General features: G+C 72.8%; 12 protein-coding genes. 5 read left to right on the top strand and 7 right to left on the bottom strand.

Translation table 11 applies throughout. The features are described from left to right. Positions 1–35: 35 nt before the first annotated feature. The 4 genes from ACFXGA_RS11510 to ACFXGA_RS11495 are packed head-to-tail and all read right to left on the bottom strand — an operon-like array spanning position 36 to position 3,383. Positions 36–1,175 (bottom strand): acyl-CoA dehydrogenase family protein, encoded by a 1,140-nt coding sequence (locus tag ACFXGA_RS11510; RefSeq protein WP_378086739.1) that lies wholly within the window; start codon positions 1,173–1,175, stop codon positions 36–38. Then, positions 1,168–1,464, bottom strand: coding sequence for a phosphopantetheine-binding protein (locus ACFXGA_RS11505; protein ID WP_378086737.1), 297 nt, complete (start codon positions 1,462–1,464; stop codon positions 1,168–1,170). The genes ACFXGA_RS11510 and ACFXGA_RS11505 overlap by 8 nt, the downstream gene beginning before the upstream one ends. Next, complete coding sequence (locus ACFXGA_RS11500; protein ID WP_378086735.1) at positions 1,457–2,482, bottom strand: HAD-IIIC family phosphatase; 1,026 nt, start codon at positions 2,480–2,482, stop codon at positions 1,457–1,459. Before ACFXGA_RS11500 ends, ACFXGA_RS11505 begins: the two co-directional genes overlap by 8 nt. 46 nt (positions 2,483–2,528) lie before the next feature. After that, positions 2,529–3,383, bottom strand: a complete 855-nt coding sequence (locus ACFXGA_RS11495) for a 3-hydroxyacyl-CoA dehydrogenase family protein (RefSeq protein ID WP_378086733.1) — start codon at positions 3,381–3,383, stop codon at positions 2,529–2,531. 1,172 nt (positions 3,384–4,555) lie between these two features. Here ACFXGA_RS11495 and ACFXGA_RS11490 point away from each other — a divergent pair. Then, on the top strand, positions 4,556–5,296 hold the full coding sequence (locus ACFXGA_RS11490; protein ID WP_378086732.1) for a methyltransferase: 741 nt from the start codon (positions 4,556–4,558) through the stop codon (positions 5,294–5,296). A 357-nt stretch (positions 5,297–5,653) separates the two neighbouring features. Here ACFXGA_RS11490 and ACFXGA_RS11485 read toward each other — a convergent pair whose 3' ends face one another. The 3 genes from ACFXGA_RS11485 to ACFXGA_RS11475 all read right to left on the bottom strand — a co-directional run bounded on the left by ACFXGA_RS11485 (position 5,654) and on the right by ACFXGA_RS11475 (position 8,160). Further along, positions 5,654–6,187, bottom strand: a complete 534-nt coding sequence (locus ACFXGA_RS11485) for an EF-hand domain-containing protein (protein ID WP_378086730.1) — start codon at positions 6,185–6,187, stop codon at positions 5,654–5,656. A gap of 165 nt (positions 6,188–6,352) precedes the next feature. Next, positions 6,353–7,324, bottom strand: a complete 972-nt coding sequence (locus tag ACFXGA_RS11480) for a TIGR03618 family F420-dependent PPOX class oxidoreductase (RefSeq protein WP_378086728.1) — start codon at positions 7,322–7,324, stop codon at positions 6,353–6,355. Beyond that, positions 7,321–8,160, bottom strand: a complete 840-nt coding sequence (locus tag ACFXGA_RS11475) for an SAM-dependent methyltransferase (RefSeq protein WP_378086726.1) — start codon at positions 8,158–8,160, stop codon at positions 7,321–7,323. The genes ACFXGA_RS11480 and ACFXGA_RS11475 overlap by 4 nt, the downstream gene beginning before the upstream one ends. A gap of 314 nt (positions 8,161–8,474) precedes the next feature. Here ACFXGA_RS11475 and ACFXGA_RS11470 point away from each other — a divergent pair, with 314 nt between their 5' ends. The 4 genes from ACFXGA_RS11470 to ACFXGA_RS11455 form a co-directional block, all read left to right on the top strand. Continuing rightward, entirely contained in the window at positions 8,475–9,299 is an 825-nt protein-coding gene (locus ACFXGA_RS11470; protein WP_378086724.1) for a methyltransferase domain-containing protein, read from the top strand. Positions 9,300–9,336: 37 nt separating this feature from the next. After that, on the top strand, positions 9,337–10,167 hold the full coding sequence (locus tag ACFXGA_RS11465) for an SAM-dependent methyltransferase (protein ID WP_378086722.1): 831 nt from the start codon (positions 9,337–9,339) through the stop codon (positions 10,165–10,167). A 222-nt stretch (positions 10,168–10,389) separates the two neighbouring features. Beyond that, complete coding sequence (locus tag ACFXGA_RS11460) at positions 10,390–12,009, top strand: cation:proton antiporter (protein WP_378086720.1); 1,620 nt, start codon at positions 10,390–10,392, stop codon at positions 12,007–12,009. Positions 12,010–12,076: 67 nt separating this feature from the next. Continuing rightward, the coding region (locus ACFXGA_RS11455; protein WP_378086718.1) for a hypothetical protein at positions 12,077–16,660 on the top strand (4,584 nt) is incomplete at its 3' end.

The raw sequence follows: 16,660 nt of genomic DNA, 5'->3' as shown, positions 1-16,660 counted from the left end.
CTCGCGACGCGCGGGATCTGACAAGGTTCATGGGCCTAGTTCTTCCTGGCGAACTTCTTGTAGCCGAAGTCGGCGATCATGATCTGCTGCAACTGCGACGTGCCCTCGATGACCTCGAGGATCTTCGCCTCCCGGAACAGGCGTTCCGCCGGGTAGCCCGACCAGCACCCGTTCCCGCCGAGCACCTGGACCGCGTCCGCCGTCGCGCGTTGCGCGATCGTGGACGAGAAGTACTTGGCGACGTTGGTCTCCATGGCCGCGTCGGCGCTGCGCCGGGCCAGGAACCCGCCGGCGCGGCGGCACAGCTCGCGCGCGGCGGCGACGTTCGTGACCGCGTCCGCGACCATCTTCTGCACGAGCTGCTGCGTGCCGATCTTGACGCCGAACTGCTCGCGTTGCGTCGCGTAGGAGCACATCTCCTCCAGCGCCGCCTGCGCCAGCGCGACGCCGGCCCACGCGATGCTGTACCGGCCGTGCAGCAGGGCCGTGTTCACCACGAAGCCGAAGCCCGCGCCGATGCCCGCGACCAGGTTCTCCGCCGGCACCTCGACGTCGGCGAAGGCGACCTCCGCGATGTGCGTGGCGCGGTTGCCCAGGAACCCCGACATGGGGCGGGTTTCCACGCCGGGCGTGTCGCGGTCCACGACGAACGCGCTCGTGACGCCGTCGTCGGAGGCGATCACCAGGAACAGGTCGGCGATCCCGGCGAAGGAGATCCACTTCTTCCGTCCGTTGAGGACGAACGTGTCGCCCTTCCTGGTGTAGGTCGTGGCGACCGCGGCGGCGTCGGAGCCCGCGTTCTCCTCGGACAGCGCGAAGCAGCCGATCCTCTCGCCGCGCGCCAGGGCCGGCAGGTACTTCTCCTTGAGCCGCTTGGACCCCAGTTCCAGCAGCGTCCCGGCCACGATCGAGGTGTGGACGGTCAGCAGCGCCCGCGTGGAGGCGCACGCCTTGCCGATCACCTCGGTCAGCTCGCCGTACGCCAACGGGTCCAGGCCGAGGCCGCCCCACTTCTCGGGGACCGACGCGCCGAGGAACCCCTCCTCCGCCATCCTGCGCACGACGTCGCGCGGCAGCCGCTCGTCGCGGTCGAACTCCGCGGCCCGCGGCGCCAGCTCGGTCTCGGCGAAGGACCGGGCTCTGGCGATGACGTCGGACCGGTCCGCGTCACTCACCCGACGCGCTCTTCAGTTCGCCGACCATGTCCGCGAGGCGGCGGACCGAGCTGAAGTTCCGCAGCACGATGTAGTCGTCCGGCACCTCGACGTCGAACGTGGACTCGACGTAGTGCAGGAGCTGCATGGCGAACAGCGACGTGAAGAAGCCCCGCTCGAAGATGTTGTCCTCGTCGTCCAGCTCGACGTCCTTGAACGCGGTCATGTTGTCCCGCAGGTAGGCCCGGATCCGGGTCGCGGCGTCCGCCACCGTGACGTCTGCCATGTTCACCACCGCCTCGTCATGCATCGATCTCGACCTTGATGTACTCGGGGTATTCCTGGCGGACCGCGAGGTCGTGCTCGTACAGGTAGTCGCTGCCCTCCTGCCACACCACGCGGAAGTTGGCGAGCTGGTAGGTCAGCAGCATCTGGCGGTTGCGGTCCGTGCGGCGGAAGCGGGCGAACAGGCGCTTGCCGTGCTCGGCGGCGCGCTTCAGCAGGAACGACAGCAGGACCGTGCCCACGCCCTTGGACACCGTTCGGCAGGACATCAGCAGGAGGTTGATCGTCCAGCGGTCGTCCTGCTTCTCCACCAGGGCCATGCCGATCTTGCCGTACGAGCCGTAGCGGTCGGTCAGCTCGCACACCCACAGGTCGTGGTCCGGGCTGCGCATCAGCTCGTCCAACTGCTCGTACGAGTACTGGATGCCGGTCGAGTTGAGCTGGTTGGTGCGCTCGGTCAGCTCCTCCAGGCGCAGCAGGTCGTCGTCCTTGGCGCGGGAGATCGAGAAGATCATGCCGAGGCTGCCCAGGAACTCGTCCGCCGCGCCCTGGTAGTCCAGCTCGGCCTCGTTGCGCGCCTGGTCCTCCAGGTACATGAGGCGGCGGCGGCTCGCGTCCGCGGTCACGACCTTGGGGCTCAGCCGGGGCATCGACAGCAGGCCGCCCAGCTCGGCGGAGTCGACCGTCTCAACCTCGGGGTGGGCGAAGGCGACCTCGTCGCGCTCGAACGGCTGGTCGTCCACGAACAGGATCGTGTCGATGCCGATGTTGAGCTTCTCGCGGATCGCGGCGACGGAGCTGGACTTGCTGTTCCAGTTGATCTGCGGGTACAGGAAGTACTCGGCGAGGCCCAGCTCCTCCAGCTTGCGCATCGCGTCGTCGTGGTTGTTCTTGCTGGCGACCGACTGGAGGATGCCGCGGGCGTCCAGCGCCTTGACCAGGTCCACCACCCCGTCGCGCAGGACGAGGTCGTCGCCCGCGGAGAGGGTGCCGTGCCACAGCGTGTCGTCGAGGTCCCACACGACGCACTTGACCATCTTCATGTTTCGACGTCCCCCAACATGATCACTGCCCCGGCGTCCGCGCGGGTCAGTGCTTCGAGTACGTGTAGAACCCCTGGCCGCTCTTGCGGCCGAGCAGGCCGGCGGCGACCATCTTCTTGAGCGTCGGGCAGCACCGGAACTTGCTGTCCTGGAACTCCTCGTAGAGCACGTTCAGGGAGTTGACGACGGTGTCGAGGCCGATCAGGTCGGCGGTCTCCAGCGGACCCATCTTGTGCCCGTAGCCGAGCTTGAAGATGGCGTCCACCTGCTCGGGCTCGGCGACGCCGTCGTGCACCAGGAACGCCGCCTCGTTCATGAACAGGTGTGACAGCCGGTTGGAGACGAAGCCGGGCATGTCGTTGACCACGACGGCGCGCTTGCCGAGCGACCCGACGAACTCCTCGGCTTGCTTGATCGTGTCGTCGGAGGTGTGGAAGCCGCGCACGACCTCCGCGCACTCCAGCAGCGGCACCGGGTTCATGAAGTGGATGCCGACGACGTTGTCGGGGTGGGCGGTGGCGGCGGCGAGCTTGGTGATGGAGATGCAGCTCGTGTTCGCGGCGATCTTGACGTCCGGGCCGCAGACGTCGCGCAGGCGCAGGTACAGCCGCTCCTTCGCGGCCAGGTCCTCGACGATGTTCTCGACGACCCAGTCCACCCGGGCCAGGTCGGCGAGGTCGGCGGTGAAGCGGATGCGGCCGAGGACGTCGTCGGTCTTCCAGGAGGCCGTGGCCGGGGACATCATCCGGAACTCGCGGACGAGCCGGCGGACGTCCCGGGGCGCCGCGGCCAGCACGTCGGGATCGTGATCGGACAGCACCACGTCGTACCCGTTGGCGGCGCACGTGATGGCCACGTCCTTGCCCATCACGCCCGCCCCGATGACCCCTACTGTCGCCATTCCCCAACTACCCCTGTAATGAAGGAAGGGTGCGCCCGGGCGCCCCCGAACGTCCCCGCACGTACATTCTTTTTTCGCGCGCGCCGCCCATCGACGTGATGCCAATGGCTGACAAGACGCCGACGCGTGCTTCGCGCCCGATTACACCGTCCTTCGGACCCACCCAATCCGAAATATGCGGACGCAGCCTGCCCGAACCATGCGAGATCAACCCCTTCCCGGACCTCTCGCCCGTTGGGAGGCTTTCACTACGCCGTTTGCACGCTACGTCCGATTCGTACGTTCCGTGCCAGGGAGAATACACAGAACGCCGCAGGCACGTAAAGGTTTCACCGAAGCTACCGCAGGTAGTCGCACGATTGCGGCCTGTGCGTGCGGGACATTCACCGGACCGACCGAGAAGTCATGCCGTGAAGGAGGCCGGCGGGGTCGATCGGCGCTGTTGATCTTGGTTCTCGCCACGCCACATTGCCGACAGGGGCGACAAGTTGATCTTGATCTGCGTTAGGCCGACCCGTCTGGACTGGCCAAACACCGGCACCGGCGCCACATTCCTCGCACCGGTGAAAATCCGGAAAAGTCTCACATTCGGGCGGGTGCCGGCCGCGGGCCCGGACGATCACGGCCTGCGGGAACGAGCGCGGCCGACCTGCGATCCGACTGCCTGACAGGGGCTCTGACCTGCGACGATGACACCCGAGCCGGAGACCCGGACACGCACCGTCACCTCAGGACCGGCGTGAAGGCGGTTGCGGGAGCGTTCCCGAGACTCGCTCACGACCGTGCGCGACGGGCTTTTACAGCGGATTTGACCGGGATTTTGGGCGAAGTTAAGAGGCGGTCAATGCCCGTGCCGCACGACCGCCGCGCGGTGCCACAGGAAGTGGCGGTGACTACGTGGTCCCGCAACGGGACGAGCACCGTCTCATTTCGCCGGGATTCACGGACGGGCGCGCCGGCGACACCTCAAGCCGGCTTCACCTCTCGTTCACGTTAACCGAAGACGTGTCGGTCGAATGCACCCTTGTCGGCCCTCTGGGCAAGGTCTAGCATGCGTCGGAACCGAAGGGGGCAATGCGGGCTTCTTCGCGCGATTCGGCGCGCCCGGGCCCCGCCGGCCGACTCTCGCCGAATCGCTCCGGCGACACTTCCGAACCCGTTGGGGGACAACCGTGGACAGAACGTTCGCCGAAGATGTGGGCGACTGGTTGGTCGCCCAGGCCGACGACCTCCTCAAGGTGGGCGGCACGAAACAGCTCATGGGATTGGACTGGACCGTGCTGCCCGAGGTGTGGCCGCCGGATCCCGCGACCGAGTCGTTCACCTCCGCTTTGCCGTTCGGTCCCGGGACGCGTTTCCTGGAAATCGGGTGCGGCGCGGGCGTGACGAGCGTGGTGGCCGCCCGGAGCGGGTGCGCGCGCGTCGTCGCCGCCGACATCAACCCGGCGGCCGTGGCCAACACCGAGCTGAACGCCAAGGCGCACGACGTCGCGGGCGCGGTCGAGGCCCGGACGAGCGACCTGTTCGGCGACCTCGGTCCGGCGGACGTGTTCGACCTGGTCGTCTCCAACCCGCCCCTCGTGCGGGCGCGGGAGAACCGGACCTACGACCGGCCGATCGAGCGCTCGGTGTTCGACCCGGGCTACGCGCTGCACCAGCGGTTCTTTCACGAGGTGAAGCCGCACCTCGCGGACGGCGCGCGCGTCTACATGAACACCAGCGACACGATGGGCGACCCGAAGTCGATCGTCGCGCTCGCCGGGCGGATGGGCTTCGCCGTGCGCAAGCACCGCTCGAACCGGATCGAGATCCCCGGCGCGCTGATCGGGTGGACCCCGGCCATCGCCGACGCCGCGGACGCGTACGGCATGGTCCACATCGACTCGTCCATCTACGAGTTCCAGCTGATCTGATCGTGGACGTCACGGGGAGGCCGGTCTTGCGCGGCGCGGCCCGCCGGTTACCGCGCGGCGCGGCCCGCCGATTGCCGAGTCGGCTTGCCGCGGCAGCGCGGCCATGCCATTGCGCCCGGTCGGGCGTCGTCCCAGCCGAGGGCCGCCACCGCGTCGGCGTGACGCGCGCCCCGGACGGGCGCTCGGCGGTGGCGCGGTAGCGGACCTCGGCCGGGTCGTGGTCGAAGTGGCGTGTCACCCGGCGCGTCGCCCCGCGGCAGCGCGATCGTCCCCGGTCGCACTCCGGTCAGGACGTCGAGGGTGATCGTCGTGCGCGTCCCGGCCCGGTGGACCGGGGCACCGGCACCCCACCGCGAATCACAGGGTGCCCGCCAGCTGGTTGCCCTTGGCGTTCGGGTCGTCGCTGAGGTAGAACTCCCGCACCGCCTTGGAGAACTCCTCCCGGCTCACGTAGCCGTCGTGGTCGACGTCCAGCCTGTCGAACGCCTCCCGCGACTCGCCATCCGACATGCCGGCCTCGGTCTGCGCCTTGGCCATCTCCTCCCGGCTGATCCGGCCGTCGCCGTCCGAGTCGGCCGCGTCGAAGGCCGCCAGCGCGAACGGCACGGCGACGTCGTCCACGAACCTCGGGTCCTGGGCGGCCGAGGCCCACTCGTCCTTGCTGATCGCCAGGTCGGTGTCCAGGTCGGTGTGCTGCCGGATCTGCGTCCACATGTCGGAGGCGAGCTTGCTGAGCCTGCTCGCCTCGGCCGAACCCGGCGTCGCGCCGAGCGCCTGGCACCACTTCTCGACCATCGCGTCGATGTCGCTCTGGTCGATCCGACCGTTGTGGTCGGTGTCGTACCGCTCGAACGCCTTGTCGTACTTGCGTTGCTTGAGATCGCTGGTCATCAGTTGTCTCCTTCACTCGACACCATCGCCGGCCGCCGCGCGACTCCGCGACGCCGACCGGGCACCCGGCCCCCGTGGGCGGCACGGCCGCGGTTCGGCCTCCGCCGCACCGGGGACCGGACGTCTCGTGCGCCCCTCGCGCCGGGGCGGCGGGTGGCGATCACGTCACACCGGCTGGTCCGCCGCGGACACCGACCGGTCGCGGCCCGCGTCCGTGCGGTCCTCGACCACCCCCTGCTGCCGCAACCCCTCCAGCCCGCCACCCCGGCCGGCCGCGTGGCTCGTCCGCCCCGGCTCGTCGGGGACGTCGAAGCCGCTCTCCACCGCACCGGCCGATGAGCCGATCGGCCCGCCGGGTCGCACGCCGGTCGCCGCGCCGAGCGACGTTCCGGGCAGCACGCCGGGCGTTGAGCCGTGCGCCGCGCCGGGCGACGTCCCGGCCGCGGTGCCGGACAGCGCGCCGGGCGGAGAGCCGGATCCCGCGCCGGTCGCAGTGCCGGACAGTGCGCCAGGTGGAGCGACGGCCGGCGCGCCGGGCTGTGAACCGGGTCGCGCGTCGGTCGCCGTGTCGGGCTGAGGGCCGGGTCGCGTGCCGGTCGCCGCGTCGGGCTGAGGGCCGGGTCGCGTGCCGGTCGCCGCGCCGGGCGGAGAGCCGGGTGGCGTCCCGGTCGCAGTGTCGGGCGGGGAGCCGGGTGAGGTGCCGGGTGGTGAGCCGGTGCGGGCGACGACCTTGGTGATGCGGCCGCGCACCAGCACCTCGCCCAGTTCCTCGGTGCGCCGGGCGATCGCGTCGGCGTGCTCGGCACCGAGGTAGCGCGTCGCGATGCGCGCGGCCCAGGTGCGGACCTGCTCGCTCGTCCGGTCGACCTGCGCCTCGCCTTCGAGCAGGACGAACGCGAACGGCGGGCGCTCGTCGTCCACGCACAGGGCGAAGCGCGGCTCGTGCCGCAACGCCCGGCCCTTGACCGTGTCCGGCCCCGTGAAGAACAGCACCTCGGAGCCCTGCACCACGAACGAGACCGGCACGACGTGGGGCCTGCCGTCGGCGCGGACGGTGGCCAGCTTGCCGGTGCGCGTCCCGTGGCCGACGAACGCCCGCCACTCCGGGTCGGACATCTCGCGCAGGCCCCCGCTCACGCCCGTGCCCCCGCCGCCGGCAGGTGCGCGGTGATCAGGAGGTACTCCATCCCCGTCGTCACGGCCTCGTCGTAGACGTCCAGGACGCGCAACAGGTGCTCGACCGTCTCCGCGCCGTACCGCAGCGACAACCCGTCCCGGTCGCCCTCCAGCGCCTGCCTGGTCAGGTCCGTGGTGCGCAGGGTGCTGCGGGTGATGTCCAGGACCTCCTCGACCTCGAAGCCGGCCGCCTCGACCAACCCCAGCAGCTCCGGCCGCGGCAGCGCGGTGATCAGCATCCGCTCGCGCAGGTCCCGGTGCTGCCGCTCCTCCAGCGGCCCGCACTGGGCCACGTCGGTCATCGCCAGCCGGGAGCCCGGCCGCAGCACGCGGGCCACTTCGCGCAGCACCGCCGCGCGGTCCTCCATGTGCGGCATGCTCTCCAGCGCCCACGCGCCGTCGAAGCCGCGGTCCGGGAACGGCAGGGCGGCGGCGTCGGCCAGGTCGAAGGCGACGCGGTCGGCCAGCCCCTCGGCACGGGCGGCGGCGGTGGCGGCGGCCACCTGGTTGGGCGCGATCGTCACGCCGACGACGTCCGCGCCCGTCCGCCGGGCGAACCGCAGCGCCGGGTGGCCGACCCCGCACCCCACGTCCAGCAGGCGCTGCCCCGGGACGAGCGGGACGCGCTCGGTCATCAGGTCGGTCAGCCGGTCCTGCGCCTCGGCCTTCCCGCTCGCGTCGTGCGGGCCGGTCCAGTAGCCGAAGTGCAGGTTCGGACCCCAGATCAGCTCGACGAGAGCGGTGGTCCGTTCGTACATCTGCGCGACTTCCGCGCCCAACGCGCTGGTGTCGGTCATGCCGGGCTCCCAGTGGGGGCTGTGGGTCACACGAACCCCCACAAGCTATCAGTTTCTCAACTGATCCGGACCCGGTCCGCGGCCCGCTCGACCGGGCCGGACGGCGATTTCACCCGCCCGAGGGACCGATCGAAGTCGCTTGCACCTCAAAGCGCCTGACGAGCCCGGATGTCCACCATGGACACGAAGAGTGGACGGCACGGAACGCGTTCACCCGTCCGGCTACAAGCGCCGCCGGCACCGGGGAGATACATGATGTTGTAGTTCAATGTGGTGCGAGGACCACCCGTCGTGAACCGAAAGGGGTTGGGTCGGTGTCCAGCCCGGTCAGGCAGCAGGCCGACGAGATCGGCGAGATCTACGACGAGATGAGCGACCTGGTCGACATCTACCACGGCAACGTCCACCTCGGTTACTGGACCTCCGACGACGACCCGACCCCGTTCGCCGAGGCCCTGGAGCGCACGACCGACCTCGTCGCCGAGGCGCTGGCGCTCACGCCCGGCCAACACCTGCTCGACCTGGGCTGCGGCGTGGGCGAGCCCGCGATCCGGATCGCGGGCCGGCTCGGCGTGCGGGTCACCGGCGTCACCAACAGCACCTGGCAGGCCCGGGAGACCACGCGCCGCGCGGCGGCCGCCGGGGTGGACGACCGGGTGACCGCGCGCCACGCCGACGCCGCCGACCTGCCGTTCCCGGACGCCGCCTTCGACGCCGTGCTCGCGTTCGACTCCCTGCCCAACGCGCTGGACAAGGGGCGGTGGTTGCGGGAGCTGAGCCGGGTGCTGCGACCCGGCGGCCGGTTCGCCGTCACCGAGTACACGGCCGAGGCCGTGTTGACGCCCGCCGACCGGGAAGCCCTTGCCACGCACGCGATCCTCGACCCGCCGACGTCGTCGGCGTTGTGCGGGCTCGTGGCGGACGCCGGCCTCGTGGTCGAGCAGCGCCAGGAGTGGGGCGCGAGGGTCCTGCGCACCTACGACGAGATGACCGCGCTGTTCCGCCTGCGCGGCGAAGCCCTCGCCGAGGCGTACGGCCCGGAGCGGCTGCGGGCGTTCGAGCAGAGCCTGGAGCCGGTGTTCGACGTGTGCCGCGGCAAGCTCGGCTACGTGCTGGTGGCCGGGCACAAGCCGGCATGACCGACCGCGTTCGCCGCACGGACCGGAAAGGCGTCCGATGACCACCCAGTACGTCCCCAGCAGCACCGACGTGATCGCGTTCTACGACAACGCGTTGCCCCTGATCAGCCGGCTGGCCGGGGACAACGTCCACTACGGGTACTGGCACTCCCGCGAGGACGCCAGCACCCTGCACCAGGCCATGGACAACCTGACCGACGTGATGATCGAGCGGCTGGGCGTCACGGCCGGCCTGCGGGTGCTCGACGTCGGGTGCGGGCTCGGTGCGCCGGCCATGCGGCTGGCCCGCAAGACCGGCGCGGAGGTCGTGGGCATCTCGACCAGCACCGCGATGGTCGAGGAGGCCGCGGCGCGGGCGCGGGCCGCCGGGCTGGACGGGCAGGTGCGGTTCCGGGTCGCCGACGCGGGCGACCTGCCGTTCGAGGACGCGTCGTTCGACGCGGCGTGGGCCATCGAGTCCCTGGTGCACATGCCGGACCGGCCGCGGGTCTTCCGCGAGGTCGGCCGGGTGCTGCGGTCCGGTGGGCGGTTGGCGTTGACGGACTTCTACGAGCGGACCCCGTTCACCGGCGAGCGGCTGCGGATGATCGAGGAGTACCGGCGGGCCGCGCTGAACGCGCCGTTCCACCGGTTGGAGGAGTACCCGCCGATGCTGCGGGACGCGGGGCTGTACCTGACCGAGTACCTCGACATCAGCGAGCAGACCGAGCGGCACTACCCCCTGCTGCTGGAACGGCTGCGGGCGCACCGGGACGAGCTGGCCGCCGAGTACGGGGACGAGGCGATCGCGGCGCTGGACTCGGTGTTCGCCAACTGCATCCGGACCGGGGAACCGCACTACATGCTGATGACGGCTCGCCGGAACTGACCGGGGGACGCCGGCCGCGGGTGCGCCGACCGCCGGGCCCCGGGGGTCGGGGTGTTCGGGGCGCAGGACGCGGGCTCGGCGGCCGGGTGGGCTGCGATCGCCGGTGCACGCCGGTGGCCGAGAACCGGTGGCCGGTGGTTCGACGGGTTGGTTCGCGGCCGGTGGCCGGCGGTGCGCGGACGGCCGGTGGGCGGCGGTGCGCGGACGGCGGAGGAGGTGTCGGTGATCGCGGACGTGGCGGTCGCGGTCCTGGCATTGTTGGTCATCGCCGCCGCGGCGGTGTTCGCGCCCAAGGTCGGGGTGGCGGCACCGCTCGTGCTCGTCCTGGTCGGCATCGGCGTGAGCCTGGCCCCGGTGCTGGAGGAGTTCCGGGTCGATCCGGAGTGGATCCTGCAGGGGCTCCTGCCCCCGCTGCTGTACGCGGCCGCGGTGTCGATGCCCGCGATGAACTTCCGGCGCGAGTTCGGGGCCATCAGCGGGTTGTCCGTCCTGCTGGTCGTGGCGAGCGCGCTGGTCCTCGGGCTGCTCCTGGTCGGGCTGGTCCCCGGGCTCGGGTTCGTCTGGGGCGTGGCGCTCGGCGCGATCATCAGCCCGACCGACGCCGTCGCGACCTCGATCATCAAGAAGACCGGGGTGCCGCGCCGGGTCGTGGTCATCCTGGAGGGCGAGTCCCTGCTCAACGACGCCACCGCGCTGGTGCTGCTGCGCACCGCGGTCGTGGCCACGGCCGTGGGCTTCTCGTTCTGGGACGCCCTGGGCACGTTCGCGTACGCGGTCGTGGTGGCCGTCGCGGTCGGCGCGGTGGTCGGCTGGGCGAACCTCGCGGTGCGCAGCCGGGTGAACGACTCGACGGTCAACACCACCCTGTCGTTCACCGTCCCCTTCCTGGCCTCGGTGCCGGCCGAGCTGGTCGGCAGCTCCGGCCTCGTCGCGGCGGTCGTGGCGGGGCTGGTCACGGGGATCCGCGCGCCGCGCCGGCTGCCGCCCCGGCACCGGCTGTCGGACTCGCAGAACTGGGCGAGCGTCGAACTGGTCCTGGAAGGGCTGGTGTTCCTCATGATGGGCCTGGAGCTGGCCACCGTCCTGGCCGAGGTGGACCGCGAGCACACCGGGCTCGGCGCGGCGATCGGCATCGCGGCGGCGGCGCTGCTGGTGACGTTGGCGGTGCGGGCGGCCTTCGTGACGCCGCTGCTGTGGGCGTTGCGGCGGCGTGCCCGGCGGAGCGAGGCGCTCCAGCCGCGCATCGCGGCCGTGCACCGGCGCCTCCAGTCGGGCGACCTGCCGGCGCGGGCGGGGCGCGACCTGGACCGCCTGACGACCAGGGTTCGCCGGGTGTTGGCCGACATCGACTACCTGGTGCGCCAACCGCTCGGCGTCCGGGAGGGCGCGGTGGTGGTGTGGGCGGGCATGCGCGGCGCGGTGACCGTGGCCGCCGCCCAGACGCTGCCGGAGGACGCGCCGCACCGGCCGCTGCTGGTCTTCGTCGCGTTCGCCGTGGCCACCCTGTCCCTGCTGGCCCAGGGCGGCACGATCGGACCGCTGGTCGCGGTCCTGTTCCCGGTCCGCGCGGACGCCGACGCGCCCGAGCAGGACGCCGAGCGCAAGCGGGTGCTGTCGCTGCTGCGGGGCGTCGCCGAACGGATCCCGCGCGAGGAGGGCGAGTCGGAGCGGCGGCACCGCCTCTCGGTGCTCTCCGCCCAGCGCGACGCCCTCCTGGACGCCCGCGACGACGGCACGTTCGACGCCGAGGTCCTGGCCGTCGCGCTGCGCAACGTGGACGCCACGCAGATCGCGCTGGAGCTGCGCGGCGACGCGGGCACGCCGACCGGCCGGCCGCAGTAGTGCGGGCGCCGCGCGGGAAATCCCGTGTCGTGGTCGCGCGAGGCGGTTCGCGTTGGATTATGGGCGGGTGGTGGTGGGTGAACGGCCGGACGGTGTCGCGCAGTCGGCGGACGCGTCCTCGTCGGGGACCGTGGTGCAGGCGGGGCGCGACGCCGCGGTGGACGCGCGGCGGTACAGCAACAGCGGTGTGCACATCGGTGACGTCAACCTGCACACGGCCGTGCCGGTGCGCACCCGCTACCGGCACCAGGTGGCGCGGATCGCCCCGCCCGCGCTCGTCGGCCGGGACGCGGAGCTGGCCGAGCTGGCCGCGTTCTGCTCCGGGGACGCGGACGGCTACCGCTGGTGGCGGGCAGGGCCGTGGGCGGGCAAGTCGGCGCTGCTGTCGTGGTTCGTGCTCCACCCGCCGCCGGGCGTCCGGATCGTGTCCTTCTTCGTCACGGCGCGGTGGGCCGGGCAGAACAACCGCCTGGCGTTCCTCGACAACGTGCTGGAGCAGCTGCTCACGATCCTCGGGCAGGCGCAGCCGCCGTTCCTGACCGAGTTCACCCGCGAGAGCCACCTGCTCGGCCTGCTCGCCGAAGCCGCCGAGGCGTGCCGGGAGCGCGGCGAGCGGTTCGTGCTGCTGGTGGACGGGCTGGACGAGGACCGGGGCGTGACCACGGGTTCCGACGCGCACAGCATCGCGCAACTGCTGCCGGCGACCCTGCCGGCCGGCATGCGCGTGGTCGTCGCCGGGCGACCCGACCCGCCGATCCCGACCGACGTGCCGGATCACCACCCGCTGCGCGACCCCGCGATCGTGCGCGTGCTCGCGCCGTCGCCGAAGGCCCAGGCGGTCCGCGCGGACATGGAGCGGGAACTGAAGGACCTCCTGGGCGGGTCCGTCGCCGAACAGGACCTGCTCGGCCTGGTCACCGCGGCCGGCGGCGGTCTGACGGCCGCCGACCTGTCCGAGCTGACCGGGTGGTCGACCTGGCAGGTGGCCGACCACCTGGGCGCGGTGACGGGCCGCAGCTTCACCCGGCGCGACAGCCACTACTCCCCCGGCTCGTCGCCGGAGTCCTACGTCCTGGGCCATGAGGAACTCGAGGTCCGGGCGCGCGAGATGCTGGGCGGCACCCGACTGGCCGCCTACCGGGAACGCCTGCACACGTGGGCCGACCAGTACGCCGCGCGCGGGTGGCCCCGCGGGACCCCGGAGTACCTGCTGCGCGGCTACCACAACGTGCTCGCCTCCGAGCAGGACACCGCGCGCATGGTCGCCTGCGCGACGAGCCGCGAGCGGCAGGACCGCCTGCTGGACGTGTCGGGCGGCGACTCCGCCGCGCTGACCGAGATCACCGCCGCCCAGGCCGCGCTGCTCGCCCACCCGTCCCCGGACCTCGCCGCCCTGGCCCGCCTGGCCTTCCACCGCGACCGCCTCACCACCCGCAACACCACGATCCCGGTCACCCTGCCCGCGATGTGGGCGCTCCTGGGTCACCCGGCCAGGGCGGAGACGCTGGCGCGGTCCATCCCGGACCGGGCGAGGCGGGACGAGGCACTGACGCACGTGGCCACCGCCCTGGCGGGGCGGGTGGCCGAGGCGGCGGCGATCGTGGCGACCGTCACGACGCGCACGTCGTGGGAAGCGGGCTTCCGTACCCTCGTCGCGGCGGCCACCACGCCCGACGATGTCGCACGGGTGCTCGCCCTGCTCCGGGACGACGTTGAGGGTGCGCGCGTGACCAACTCGTCCCGGGATGCCTGCGTGACCCTCGCCGGGAAGGCACTCGACGCGGGGGTGGCGGACGGGTTGGTCGCCGCCGTGCCGGACCCGGCGGAGCGGAACGCCCTGCTCGCCGCGGCCTCGTTGGCGAAGCTGCGGGACGCCGTCGAGGCGGACGGGTCGACCGGCGACGCGGCGGACCTGGTGACGAGGGCGACCGACGACGCCGAGGCCGTCATCGACCCGGAGCGCCGCCTCACCGCGTTGCTCGACGTCCTCGCGGTGGTGTCGGCCCACCCGGCCGGGTTCGCCGGGACGGCTCCGGCGGTACGGCTGGTCCAGCGCTGCGTCGAGGCGGCACGGGCGCGGCAGGACCACCGGGACTCCTCGTCGGTGCTCGCGCGGATCGCGCTGACCGGGGCCACCGTGTGCGGCGAAGCGTTCGCGGTGGGGCTCCTGGACGAAGCGGTGGACCACGCCGGTGGCCCGGCCGACCCCGACGTGCGCCGACGCCGGGCGCTCAGCCTCGTGGCCACCCTCACCGCCCAGGACGACGCCTTGCTCGAAACGCAGGTCGAGCTCGTGTTCCCGGCGGAGCGCCCGGTCGGGCCGTCGCTGCCGATCGTGCGGCCCGTCGAGCCGTTCGTGCTGGATGCCGCGATCCGCGCCGCCCGGCACGTGCCGGCGCAGGCGCGCGACAGGGCGCTGCTCTCGATAGCGAGGGCGGCCAAGGGATCCGGCCGGCCCGCGTTGGCCGAGTCGGTGCTCGGCCTGATCGCCTCGCCCGCGCGCAAGCTCGACGCCGTGGCGTCCGGGGTGGCGACGCCGTCCGGGACCGAGGTGGACGCGCTGCTCGGCGAGTGGACCGCTTGGGCACGGAGCATCCGGCAGGTCGCCGGACGAGCCGAGGCGTTGACGAGGATCGCCGAGGTCGCCGACCGGCTCGGCCGGGCCGATCGCGCCGGAACCCTTTTCCGCAGGGCGGCGAATGCCCTGCCGACTCCCCTTCGCCGCAACGCGCGGGTGATCGCGACCGCGGTGCGCGCCGCCCGCTCGGGTCAGGTGGCGGTGGCGAAGGGCATCGCCCACGGGATAGCGGATCCCGCCCTGCGCGCGGAAGCCCTGGGGTCGGTCCTCGCCGCCACCGCCGTGCACGCCGCCCGGGCCGGCCGTGCCGCTCGGGCGGACGAGTTCGCGCGGGAGGCGGTGGAGGTCGCCGTCGCGGTCGAGGACGCCGGGCAGCGGTCGGACGTGGTCGAGGCCGTGCTGACGCACCTGGTGAACCTCGAGTCGTACCCGACGGACCCCCGGCTCGGGGGAGCCTTCGACGAGTGGAGCACCTTCAGCGCGCGGGCCGGCCTGTTCGCGCGGCCCGGCCAGGGCACGCCGGAGTTGATCCCGCACGCGGTCGAGGCGGCTCGCGCGCTGCCGGCAGGCCCGCACCGGGACCTGGCACACGTGGGGCTGGCCGCGGTGGCGGCCGCTGCGGGCCGACCGGACCTCGTCGGCGAGGTGGTGCTCCGCATCACCGACCCGTCGATGCGGAGCACGGCCCTGGCGTTGGTCGCGCAGCGCGGCGACCACGAGTGGTTCGCCGGCTTCTTCCGCGAGGCGGTCGACACCGCCGAGGACGTCCCCGACGACGACCTGCGCGACAAGCTCCTGGTCCGGATCGCGGGCAGCCCCGGACCGGACCTGCCGGACCTGCGCGCCGAGGCGGCCCGCGCCGTCTCCGACCCCGACCTGCGGTCCCGGTCGTTGGCCGACGTGCTGGGGAAGGCCGGGGCGAGCGGCGACCTCGACCTCGCCGTCCGGCTGTTCATCGAGGTCACGGACGCGGCCCGGGACATCGCCGACGACGAACGCCGGTCCGCGGCGCTGCGGTGGCCGATCACCCGCGTGCTCACCGGTTTCGACCCGCACGAGTACGTCGAGCACCTCAGGCCGTTGGCCGATGAGGGTTTGACCGAGCAGGCGGCACTGCGCGGCGGCACCGCGGCGGCCGCGCTGGTCGACGCCGTGGGCGCGGACGGCGCGGACCGGTTGCTGACCCTGTGCGAGCAGGCGGCGCAGACCATCCCGGACCGGTACCAGCGGAGTCGGGTGCTGGTGGCCGTGGCGCGGGCGTGGTTCGAGCTGGGCGTCCCGGACCGGGCGGCCCGGCTCACCACCGCGGCGGAGAGCACGGCCCGGTTCACGCCCGACCCCTACCGCGAGGGGCTGGAGCTGGTGGCGACCGCCGCCGCGACCGACCCGCCGCGGGCGGCGGAGTTGATCGTCCGCGCCGAGGCGGCGGCACGGGCGATCCCGCGGCGCCAACACCGGAACGAGGTGTTGTGCTCGCTGGCGGTGGTGGTGGCGCGCGGTGGTGACGCGGACTCGGCCGGGGCGCTGCTCGAAGAGGCGACCGCCGCGGCGCGGCAGGAGTCGGATGCCGCCGAGCGGCAGGGGGCGCTGGAGGACGTCGTGACCGCGGCCGTCCGGGTCTGCGATTCCGTGCGCGCCGCGCGCCCGGTCGACGTGGCCGAGGTGGCCGCCCGGTCGGTGGCCGACCCGAAGACCCGCGGTGTGCTGCTGGTGCGGCTCGCGGCGGCCGCGGCACGGCTGGGGGACACAAGGCGCGCGGCGCGGTTGACCTCCCGGGCGGTGGCGGTGGCGCGCCGCGCGAACCTGGCCGACCCCGGCGCGGACGTCCCCGGGCCGGTGGCACGGGCGATGACCACCACCCTGTTCGACCGCCTGCGCGAGGTCGGGGAGCACGGGCGGGCCGCCGAAGTCCTCGCCCGGGCGCACGGCTTGGCCGGGCTGACCACGGACCCGGTCGTCGCGAGCGACGGGGGGCGGGCCGGGGCGGGCGGGGGGGCGGGCCGGGGCGGGCGGGGCCCCCGCCGGCGGGGTCGGCTCCATCGCCGTGCAGCTGGCCCGCAAGTGGGGCGCGGG

Source organism: Actinosynnema sp. NPDC059335 (genome assembly GCF_042752395.1).
GTDB lineage: Bacteria > Actinomycetota > Actinomycetes > Mycobacteriales > Pseudonocardiaceae > Actinosynnema.
This window is presented reverse-complemented; position numbering and strand designations above follow the sequence as displayed.

Bases quoted from the DNA above. Each gene is read 5' to 3' on its own strand.
- ACFXGA_RS11505 (WP_378086737.1), bottom strand. From the start codon at position 1,464: ATGCATGACGAGGCGGTGGTGAACATGGCAGACGTCACGGTGGCGGAC.
- ACFXGA_RS11500 (WP_378086735.1), bottom strand. From the start codon at position 2,482: ATGAAGATGGTCAAGTGCGTCGTGTGGGACCTCGACGACACGCTGTGG.
- ACFXGA_RS11495 (WP_378086733.1), bottom strand. From the start codon at position 3,383: ATGGCGACAGTAGGGGTCATCGGGGCGGGCGTGATGGGCAAGGACGTG.
- ACFXGA_RS11485 (WP_378086730.1), bottom strand. From the start codon at position 6,187: ATGACCAGCGATCTCAAGCAACGCAAGTACGACAAGGCGTTCGAGCGG.
- ACFXGA_RS11475 (WP_378086726.1), bottom strand. From the start codon at position 8,160: ATGACCGACACCAGCGCGTTGGGCGCGGAAGTCGCGCAGATGTACGAA.
- ACFXGA_RS11465 (WP_378086722.1), top strand. From the start codon at position 9,337: ATGACCACCCAGTACGTCCCCAGCAGCACCGACGTGATCGCGTTCTAC.